Below are 10619 nucleotides of genomic sequence, written 5' to 3'. Positions count from 1 at the left end.
TTGAAGTATTGTGTATAATATTGTGTATAGTATATAGAAAAGCAAGGCAATAAAGGTTATCATTGGAGGGAATATGACGATAGACTTTATTAAGATAAAAGACAAGATTCTTTCAAGCAAATTCCTGAAAGGAGATGTCTTTATTGAAGAAACTAAAAGCACTGTTGTGAAATTTGAAAATAGTAAATTAATATCCATAGACAAAGCGGAGAAGGAAGGAATAGGGGTAAGAATTATAAAGGACAGTAGAGTCGGCTTCTCCTCTTCAAACGACTTCACTAAAGTGGATGAAGTCTTTGAAAAAGCAATTGACGTAAGCAAATACGGAGAGGAATTAGATATAACATTCCCCAAGCAACCTTCATATGTTCTTCCCATCAAGGTTTATGACACTTCTCTAGAGAATGTCAATGAAAGAGATATAGTAGAGTTTGGAGAAGAGATAATAGGCACTATTAAGGAGATAAACCCTAATATTGAGGTAAACCTAAACATAGAAAAATCTTTTATCAAGAAAACAATAATAAATTCATCAGGTTTAGATTTAACGCTTTCCAAAAGCATATGGGGGATAGAGATAGCAGGAGTTTACGTCAACGATGATGAGAGCTTACTATGGCTATATGACAGCAAGTATACCACCAGGTATGATATTGACTTCTCTTCCATGGTTTCCTACTTGCAGAATATTTTCGTCTTTTCCAACAAGGACAGAGGAAGCATCAACTCAGGGAAATATACCGTCATTTTTGCTCCTAATGCCCTACAAACACTTATAAACATTCTATGTATCTCCCTAAATGGTGAAAATGTCTACAGAGGTATCTCTCCAGTAAGAGATAGCATCGGTGAGAAAATATTCTCCGAGAAGTTTTCGCTGATAGACTCTCCACACCTTGATTGGGCTATCAACTCACAACCTTTTGACGACGAGGGAGTAATAACAAACTACAATGAAATTATCTCAAATGGAGTTTTGAAATCCTTTGTAAACGACCTTAGGACAGCATACCTACAAGGCCAAGTTTCAACAGGAAACGGATTTAGAACTTACTCCTCTTTACCAAAACCTTCGTTTTCAAATATAATTGTTCCCAAGGGTGATAATAACCTAAGAGAAATGATATCCTCAATTGACAAGGGGCTTATCGTATACAATGTTCTTGGAGGAGGACAAAGCAATGTTAACGCTGGGGAATTCTCCGTTAATGTTGAAACAGGATTAGTGGTTGAGAATGGTAAAATTCTCGGTAGAGTCAAAGATGTGATGATCTTCGGCAATGTGTTTGACCTGTTTAAAGCAGTAATTTCGGTTTCCAAAGAAACGAAAGCAGAACACAATGCAATACTTCCATACATCATGTTTGGCGATGTCAACGTAGCATCCAAAAATGCGTAATATATTGAATGTTTTTGCAATATTGGGGAGAGCATTCTATGAAGCATTGGCGTATGTTGGGGAGCTTGCTATATTCTCCTACAGCGTTTTGAAAAACTTTTTCAGAAAACCCTTTTATAAAAAAGAACTTCTTGAAGCATTAGTAGAAATAGGCTATAAATCGCTACCAATAGTCGTCACGATATCATTCTTCACGGGAATGATAATGACATTGAATGTTGGTAAAAGCATGGACAACATCGTCAAAGGTACTTCACAGTATATAGGTTCTGGAATAATGCTTGTTATGATAAAAGAGTTTGGACCTGTGCTTACAGCAGTAGCATTGATAAGTAGAGTAGGAGCGGGTATAACCGCACAAATTTCAACAATGAAGGCAACAGAACAACTAGATGCCCTGAAAATCATGTCAATTTCTCCCATTAGGTTTCTAGTAGTGCCTAAAGTCCTAGGAATGGTTATAATGATGCCTTTTATCTCGTCCATTGCCGTAGTTTCAGGTGTGCTTGGAGGAATGGTAATGGCAGTGATCTACCTGGACCAAAGCGTTTTTACCTACATAGACAAAACACTATTCGTCCTACGCTCTAGACATATACTGGATATGATAATAAAAAGCTCAATTCTTGGTTTCTTCATAGGAATAGTCAGTTGCTTCTACGGAATGAGATCTGAGGGGGGAGCTAAAGGCGTAGGAGTTTTTACTACAAAGTCCGTCGTTGCCTCAGTAGTAACCATAGTAATCATTGACTATATAGTAACATACATTCTCATGATGATAAAATAGCATCGTCACAAAACCTCAATCCACACTAAGTCCCTCAGATTCTTGTTGAGAAAAATATTCACCCAGTCCCGAAAGGGACTGCGAGAGAAATAAAAAACTATACCTAAAAGCATTTACTCAGTTCTGTCGTGGATCATAAGAGTAGCAATCTGATATAAACTTTGGAACCTTACAGATTAGTGATAAAACATCCTAAAAGCATTTATAATTTCCTCCGGTTATGAAAGTGTTTCTGATCGGCGAAGGAGACATAGTTGATATCATAGTGGAGGAGTTCATCAAGAACAATGTTGATGTTTACCTTGTTTCTTCCGAACCTCACCCTTCGTTAACCGAAAGCTATGAAAAGGTTGAGGACTACTCAAAATTGGATGAAAACTTCTTCAGAGAAAAAGAGGTGGATTCTTTTGATAAGTGCATAATCGCCCTTAGGGAAGAGAAAATCCTAGAGATGATAAACATATCCTCTCTCCTAGCCCAACTCGGAGCAGATGTTCTAGCAATCCTCCCCAACAGAAAATACGAAAGCATCTTCAATAAGCTTGGCATAAATTTTACAGTTCCTTCTTATGACACTGCTTTCAAGACTGTAGGTGAAATCCTTTTAAAATCTGGACCTGTAGAGAACGTCCTACCATTCGTTGAAGACTATTTCGTTGCTAGAGTCAATATTCCTCCAGACTCAAAAATATGCAATAAGAAAGTTAGTGAACTTGACCTTAGAAACAAATTCAACATAAGCATAATAGTTGCCTTTAGGAAAGATTACGTTCTTCTAGAGAAAGGTGTTTTGAAAGGTTTTGAGGAGAAAATTGATGTTAAAGCTCACACGGTTTTAACTGAGAATATGTCAATAATAATTGTAGGGCCACTTGACGGAATAAAGAAATTCATTGACTACCTTTATTATGAAAGCTAACCTCTAGTATCACTTTATCAGGAAGATCATATAAAAACTTGTCAGGGTTCAGCTTAGCTATATCCAACTCCTTTATTTCCTGAATCTGTGAAGAGATCTCATCCCCAGATATGAAAAAGAATCTATCCTCCTCCTTTATCTTTGAGAAATTGAAATACCTCTTGTGTAAAGGCATAGGAATCATTGCATTTTTTTTCGTAACCAAAATTATGGAAGTCTTTCCATCATTCACCACATCCATACTCATTCTATCATTTCTCACCACCCCACATAATATGTTAGTATCAACTTCTATTGGACTCACAACGGACACTATATTCCTTATCTCCCTAGGAAGCCTATGGATATTTATCCTGCCTCTATGGAAATATTCCTCTACTACTCCCTTGATGATAGATGCAAGTACTAGAGTATGCACCGACTCTGGCACTATCCATACTATACAGAAAAATACGCATTGCCCCATGTCTTTTACTTTGCATACAGTAGGTCTGTCAAGAGAATCACTGATGATGGTTCTTATTGAAAATAATTCCTTGTTTACACTGACCGGAGTTAAAACTGACCTTACAAGAATGTTACTGATACCCCGGGACTTCTGTTTTAAGATTTCACCACTTCTTTTCCACAGAGATACCCCCGTCAGGGAATTCAAGTAACTTCCTAGAAGTTGTGCTACCAAGTTTATGGTTCTTACTTCACTAGCAGTTAAAACGTCCCCCATCACCATCTTCCCAAGTATCACTATCCCGAAAAATTTACTACCACTCTTAACCACCATTACATACCTTGAGCCTCCAATTACACTCTGAGAGGATCTATTTTTTCCCTCCTTGTAGTATTCTTCTACTTCCTCACTAGGTATAATATATTCCCTTGACAAAAACAGAGTCTTGCGCACATCCGGGGGAAGCAACTTATAGGAGATAAACCTTGAGAATGAAAATCCCAGCATTCTACCTAACTCTCTGTTAACAAACAGCAGAAACTTGCTAATGCTATCCACTCTCTTAAACTTCTCAAAAATGTTTGATATCAATTCTCTATTAAAATAAACCGTTCTAATTTTAAGCCTCGCTTTCGCAAACAAGAATAGAGGTATAGACACCAAGATAAAAGTTGCAGAGAGTATCAGGAATAGGGTAACTTTTGGAATCCCCTTTGCCACCTCAAACAGCACAGCATACAGTCCAGCAAAAGCTAGAGATATTGCAAGAATGACAGAAAGATCTACAGATATTCTTCGCACAAACTGCAACGAGTTGGTCATCAAGGTTGATATTACCAGTATAGGATAGCCAACGATAAGAAAAGGTATGTAATATGAAGGTATACCAATCAAAGTAGTGAATATTGCCAAAAATGAAGGCAACAGTATAAACATTAACGCTCCTACAGACAATAGAGATAGAACTCTAGCTAACTGATATAGTCTATGCCTCTTAGCTCTAACGAAGTCATAAATAGAAGAAAATGTAGCAAATAACCCCCCTAACCCCGGATAGACATAGTATGCTTCCTGAAGTATTGCTACTTCCCGAACTTCAGTGTAACCTACCATTGAAATAGCAAGAGCTGACAGCCCTATACCTCCCATCACCGAGATTATTATTACCCTAACCTGCTTCCTGAATTTAAGCAGTGGGAAATTAAGAAACAACCAGACCATGCTTAGAGGAAACAGCGAAAATGTTACTCTTTCAACAAATGTCACTACAAAAATATCCGCAAGTAGTGAACTTGCAGGAGTCGTTAAGAAGTTAACACCCGTCAGGATATTAGCTATAAGCCACATTTCCCCCTTTTTACTCCTATTGCCAAGGTATATTATAACCCCTAGGAGCAACAATAATATTCCAGAAACCTGCCAAAATAATGAGAATACCACAAAATCTTTTACCTCAAATCTCTGAGACTTAACAAACTTAATAAACCTTTCTTGACCTACTTCATACTCCACCTTAAACTCCATTTCCCTATCAACATTTTTCAACACAACTTCCCAAAAATCCTTCGGCTCTTTTATCTCAACATCGTTTAGCTTGAGTAAAATTGCTTTTGAGGGTAAATTTGAAACTCTACCTTCCCACCACTCAGGAATATCATAAATATTTATCACCTTAGTGTGATATACAAAAAATCCTGGAAAATACTTATTGATCATAGTTGAACTTCTGTAGAGACTCATCAATATCACAAAAACTGAGAAACAGAGCGAAACTACGACGAATATCAATATTAGCAGTCCCTTTACTTTTGTATGTAACACCATTAGCCTACACCAACCTTACAAAGCTTTAGAAAACCCTCACAACTTTACTTCAGCCATCTAAAAATCTAAAATATCAAAAGCTCTCTGTGCAATAACGCACAAAAAACTAGTTTTTGGGCTTTCTTGAAGGTGGAGTAATCCATGGCATCATTGCTCTAAGCTTCTTACCTACCTCCTCAACTTGGTGTTTCGACCATATCTCTCTCATCTTTGTAAAGTGGGGTCTACCAGCCTTATTCTCAAGTATCCAATCCTTGGCAAACTTCCCAGTTTGGATGTCCTCAAGTATCCTTCTCATGTTTTTCTTGGTTTCCTCAGTTATAACCTTAGGGCCTGAAACATACTCACCATATTCGGCAGTATTACTAACAAAGCTGTTCATCGTGGAAATTCCCCCCTGATATATCAGATCAACTATGAGTTTCATCTCGTGAATGCATTCAAAGTATGCCATCTCGGGAGGATATCCTGCTTCAACCAAAGTTTCAAATCCTGCAACCATCAGGTGCACAACACCACCACACAAAACCGCTTGCTCCCCAAACAGATCAGTCTCGGTCTCATCCTTAAACGTTGTTTCAATAACCCCGGCTCTTGATCCCCCAATAGCCTTAGCATAGGAAAGAGCAATCTCCTTAGCCTTACCTGTGTAATCCTGATGAACTGCTACCAAACAGGGAACTCCCTTACCCTCAAGATACTGCTGTCTTACAAGAATACCCGGTCCTTTCGGAGCAACCATAGTGACATCAACATTACCTGGCGGAACAATCTGGTTATAGTGAATATTAAAGCCATGAGCAAACATTAGCATCTTCCCCTCAGATAAGTTATTCTTAATGTAGTTCTCATAAATCTCAGGCTGAGTCTCATCAGGAGTAAGAATCATTATAACGTCAGCCCACTTAACAGCACCCTCTATCTCCATAACCTTAAGTCCAGCAGATCTTACCTCTTCTTCCGTCTTCGAACCCTTCCTAAGCCCTACAACAACCTCTACACCACTATCCTTCAGATTCTGAGAATGTGCAGAGCCCTGACTACCATAAACAATTACATCAACTTTTTTACTCCTTATCACCCCTACATCAATCTCACTATCATAGTAAACTTTCATACCTTCTCCTCCTTTGAAGTAATTTTAGAAAACTAGCCTACTCTCTTTCCAATTATCAGAATACCCACAATAAACTCCAACTTCGGTCGGCAACCAAATAAGATTTTCTGCTTTTTACTTACCCCCCTTCAGTTCTAGATAAAGAAACAAACTTGACTTAAGATACACTTGTTGTTTATTCTTACTCTGGGGTAGAGTATGGAAGATAGGATAATAGAAGTGGAAATAGAAGATATAGTTATGACAAACACAGGCTTTGCAATGATCTTCTACGACAAGGAAAGTAATAGGGTTCTACCTATATTCATAGGACCATTTGAAGCAAACGGCATACTTATGAAGCTTCAAGATATAAAATTTCCCAGGCCTTTAACCTATGACTTAATAAGAAATATTCTTGACAGCATGGGAGTCAGTGTTGAGAAAGTTGTCATAAACGACCTGAGAGATAACACTTTCTACGCAACACTGTATATAAACTTTCAAGGGAATGTTCTAGAGATTGATTCTAGGCCTAGTGACGCTGTAGCTATTGCTGTAAGGTTCAATGCTCCTATCTATGTTGCTCAACATGTTATGGATCAATCATCCATTCATAAGTCAGAGTATCTAAGCCAAACTCAAAGCAGTAAGATACCCCAAGAAAAAACATCCCCTGAGGAAGAACAAGTTCGTTTTCCCAGTAAATCCCAAAAAACTAGTCAACAACAGAAAAAAAGTAGAAAAGAAGTTCTGTTAGAAGAGCTTCAGAAAGAACTTGAAAAGGCTGTTGCTGAAGAAAGATATGAAGATGCAGCAAGAATCAGAGATGAGATAAATAAATTAACACAAGAAAAAGAAGATGGCTAAGAAAATTCTGGTTCTAAGCGATTCTCATGGACACCTTGGATTGATATCCGATGTTCTTAGAATTGAACTTAAGAATGTAGACATAATAGTGCATTTAGGTGATGCATGGTTTGATATGAAGCCTTTTATAAAAAACATCAAAGACAATGGAAAAGAAGTAGTCATAGTCAGAGGTAACATTGACCTTATGAGAAAAGATAACACTACACCCTTTATACCAGAAATAGAATTCCTTGAGATTGAAGGTAAGAAGATAATGCTAACTCATGGACATATATTCAGTGTCCACGATAACTTAGAAAAACTAAAGTTTGCTTCAGCTTCAAACAGCTCTAAAATAGTCATGTTCGGACACACCCACCAACCCTTAGCTAAAAAAATTGATGGCATTTTCTTCTTTAACCCAGGAGCGCTAAAAGAAGGAATCTACGGAATAGTATCAGTAGGAAGCTCTATCTCCTACAAGCACTATAAACTAAAAAATCTACCGTAAACCAAAAACCAGCTAAACTAAACCTTGCTACCACCTAAAAAGCTGTAAAAAGCTGTAGCCTTCTTAAGTACTCAACTTCTCTGCGAAGTTCTGCTAAAAAATCTTCCTCAGAGTAATCTCCCAAAAGTATACTCTGAAGCCCAAGTTCAATTAAGCTCTTCAAAAGCTCATCTTTTTCTAAAAGATCCACTAGGGCCTGTATACCCCCCTCGTCCATAACCTTTATAATCTTCCCAACTCTCTCTCTAAATCTCCGAGAAGCATCTCCAACCCCCCTATCTCCCTCCTCTACCCCTATTAGACTACTCTTCACCTCAGTTATCCTATCTCTGTTGTTCTTCGGCACATAAGCATCCTCCAAAGTTATTTCCCCCTCAATTCTTAACCCTTCATTTGAAAGATTTATTAACCTAACACCATTTTCTCTCACATAGCTTTCCATCCACTCCTTAAAAGTCAACATTCTCGGATCCGTAAATACTCTCACCTTACTCTTTGAAATCCTCTCTAAAAGCGGGTATCTTGAAAGTAACTTCCACCCATCATAAGGAGAAAAAACATTTGAACTTATGAAGTTCTCCACTTCACAGAAGTTCCCCTTCGCATAAACTCTTTTACGAGGGAAACTCAAATCAACTCCAAAAAGCAACACTCTACTACACCCAATCCTATTGGCTAGATCAATAGCACTACACACTACCGAACCACCAACCATTACTTCCCCTTTTTCTATCCCAAATTCCCTCTTAACAAGGTTCCAAAGCTTGAGCGGAGAATCAAAGGTGAAGACATTTTGGGTTGGAACAAAGTCATAAATTATAGCAGAATACATACTATCACACACAAATATGGTATCACCGTAGCACTTACTCTGTAGAATGTAAATGAAATTTCTCAGTTGCGGATCTACAGTAACAACTATATCAGGTATAACCGAATTAGAAACCAGATATCCCCAGCTCGTGTCTACAGATATTACAACACAGCTTTGGTAAAGCAATTTCAATCTCTCAATATCTCTGTCTAACGAAGGCCCTGCACCCACAACTACTGCATCCATCCCCCCAAAAGCTCCAAACAACTTCCTCACACCTTTTGTTTTAATCACACTATGAATAGAAAGAAGCAAATTTTTCACCCACACATTCCCAAATCTCTTGAGAGTATTTCTGTTTATCTCCAGATTACCCATCACCTTCTTAATCACCTTCTCCCAATCCTGAATAAAACTAAACAAACCCCTATATTGTGGGTGAACATACAAATCAAAATACCCTATCTCCCCCAAAATCTCAACCAGCTTAAATTCACTCTCAACTAACTCTAATCTAACATTACTAGAGGATATTAACCTACTTAATTCTTTATGAGACCTTAAAGTGCTAAATACGCTCTCAAAGGGCTCAAGAACCACTATGTTCCTGTCAGAGTATCTCTTTGAGAGAAAATAGATTACATAAGGATTTCCTGCACCTACAACCACCACAGTTGGATTTTTAACTTCAATCCTATCTACAAGTTTCTCCGCTTCACTCAAAGGAAAGTATTTTGAGGAAAACAAAAACTCTCTATCATCAACGTATCCCTTAAGTATGAAATTGCCATCCTTTGAAACATCTACAACTACCTTAATCTTCTCCATCTCCTACCTTGATCTTTACCACCATCTCCTAACTCTACCAACATTACTTAGCTGGAAAGATACATTCTGATTATAACAAACCCTACTACTCCCTTTCACCTTTTGAGTATTCAAAAAACCCCCCATCTACCCAATACAACTGATAAATCAGACTAGGTTAGGTTTCACAATTCTAAACTTAAGTAGCATTTTTTCTAAATGTTTCAAGAAAATTTTAACTAGGTTAAAACGAGCTTCGGGGGTAAAAATGATACTTTTGGAAAGTGTAAAAAAACTTACGTTAAGCTCTCTGACCACACTCCTACTGCTGTTTCAAGCTTTTCCCATAGACTTCTGGCAATTTAACCCCTCAATAGGAGACATATTTGGCAACGAAACTGAGCGAAAATTCTTTGAGGAATACAGAGTAACTAGGAAAATCCAAGATTTAGACACTTGGTTAATTCTAGCTTCAGGCGTATATGATCAGAATAAGATTCTTTATTACAAACAGCTTATTGACAAACTTGTAACAAACATTAGCAACTCCCTAAAATCCCAAAAACTATCCAAGTATGATACTGCGAAGTTTATATTTGATTACCTTCACCAAAATGTGTTTAGGTCATATCTGGAGAAATCCACAGACCTTGATCAACTTTTTGACACAGGATACTACAATTGCGTTAACTCAACAGCACTATACAATATCATTCTAAAAAAATTTGGATTTGATCCCAGAGTTGTGCAACTGCCAGATCATATATTCTCCGTCTTCTATCTAGATGGCTATAAAGTTGAAGTGGAAACTACTGCGAAGAAAGGATTTGATGTTGTAAGAAACCCTGAAGCGATAAAGGAACTTAGAGAAAAAACATCCTATATTTACGTTCCTGAGGGCAAAGGAAAGAGAGCAGAAGTGAAAGAAGAAGGACTTATAGCATCAATGTATGCAAACCAAGTATTGAATTACAAAGATAGTAGCAATTACATAGAAATCCTAAAGTCATCAATCAAAGCTCTACTGTTGGAAGGTGATCTATTTCTGGCATATACTAACTTGAGAAGCGCCTATGTTGGTCTTTTCGTAGAGTATGCAAATAAAAACGATTATTCTCTAGCTATAAAACTAGCAGAAGAATGCTTAACCATCTTTCCCAAT

At 37.6% G+C, this 10619-nt stretch carries 9 protein-coding genes; 6 read left to right on the top strand and 3 right to left on the bottom strand.

Features of this window, described 5'->3' with window-relative positions:
- Positions 1 to 73 precede the first annotated feature (73 nt).
- The 3 genes from ABDH28_05460 (at position 74) to ABDH28_05450 (ending at position 3105) form a co-directional block, all read left to right on the top strand.
- Positions 74 to 1399 (top strand): TldD/PmbA family protein, encoded by a 1326-nt coding sequence (locus ABDH28_05460; protein ID MEN2998464.1) that lies wholly within the window; start codon positions 74 to 76, stop codon positions 1397 to 1399.
- Entirely contained in the window at positions 1392 to 2186 is a 795-nt protein-coding gene (locus ABDH28_05455; GenBank protein MEN2998463.1) for an ABC transporter permease, read from the top strand. Before ABDH28_05460 ends, ABDH28_05455 begins: the two co-directional genes overlap by 8 nt.
- A 220-nt stretch (positions 2187 to 2406) precedes the next feature.
- Positions 2407 to 3105, top strand: a complete 699-nt coding sequence (locus tag ABDH28_05450; GenBank protein ID MEN2998462.1) for a TrkA C-terminal domain-containing protein — start codon at positions 2407 to 2409, stop codon at positions 3103 to 3105.
- Here ABDH28_05450 and ABDH28_05445 read toward each other — a convergent pair.
- Both ABDH28_05445 and ilvC read right to left on the bottom strand, forming a co-directional pair.
- Complete coding sequence (locus ABDH28_05445; GenBank protein MEN2998461.1) at positions 3077 to 5377, bottom strand: hypothetical protein; 2301 nt, start codon at positions 5375 to 5377, stop codon at positions 3077 to 3079. The two genes, ABDH28_05450 and ABDH28_05445, sit on opposite strands and share 29 nt — an antisense overlap.
- A gap of 106 nt (positions 5378 to 5483) precedes the next feature.
- A complete protein-coding gene (gene ilvC, locus ABDH28_05440; GenBank protein MEN2998460.1) occupies positions 5484 to 6494 on the bottom strand; it encodes a ketol-acid reductoisomerase in 1011 nt (336 codons plus the stop codon).
- Positions 6495 to 6692: 198 nt separating this feature from the next.
- On the opposite strand from ilvC, the gene ABDH28_05435 reads away from it, so the two are divergent.
- Together ABDH28_05435 and ABDH28_05430 are read left to right on the top strand one after the other, a co-directional pair.
- Positions 6693 to 7343 carry a bifunctional nuclease family protein gene (locus ABDH28_05435; GenBank protein MEN2998459.1) on the top strand — a complete coding sequence of 217 codons (651 nt, stop codon included), beginning with the start codon at positions 6693 to 6695 and terminating at the stop codon, positions 7341 to 7343.
- The gene (locus ABDH28_05430; protein MEN2998458.1) at positions 7336 to 7836 is read left to right on the top strand and encodes a YfcE family phosphodiesterase; all 501 of its coding nucleotides are present in this window, start codon (positions 7336 to 7338) and stop codon (positions 7834 to 7836) included. The genes ABDH28_05435 and ABDH28_05430 overlap by 8 nt, the downstream gene beginning before the upstream one ends.
- Positions 7837 to 7870: 34 nt before the next feature.
- Here ABDH28_05430 and ABDH28_05425 read toward each other — a convergent pair whose 3' ends face one another.
- Positions 7871 to 9478, bottom strand: coding sequence for a 6-hydroxymethylpterin diphosphokinase MptE-like protein (locus ABDH28_05425; GenBank protein ID MEN2998457.1), 1608 nt, complete (start codon positions 9476 to 9478; stop codon positions 7871 to 7873).
- A 247-nt stretch (positions 9479 to 9725) separates the two neighbouring features.
- On the opposite strand from ABDH28_05425, the gene ABDH28_05420 reads away from it, so the two are divergent.
- The coding region (locus ABDH28_05420; protein MEN2998456.1) for a hypothetical protein at positions 9726 to 10619 on the top strand (894 nt) is incomplete at its 3' end.

The organism is Brevinematia bacterium, assembly GCA_039630355.1.
In the GTDB taxonomy this organism is placed as follows: Bacteria; Spirochaetota; Brevinematia; order DTOW01; family DTOW01; genus SKYB106.
Note: the sequence above shows the minus strand (reverse complement) of the source record. Positions and strands in the feature narration are given on the sequence as shown.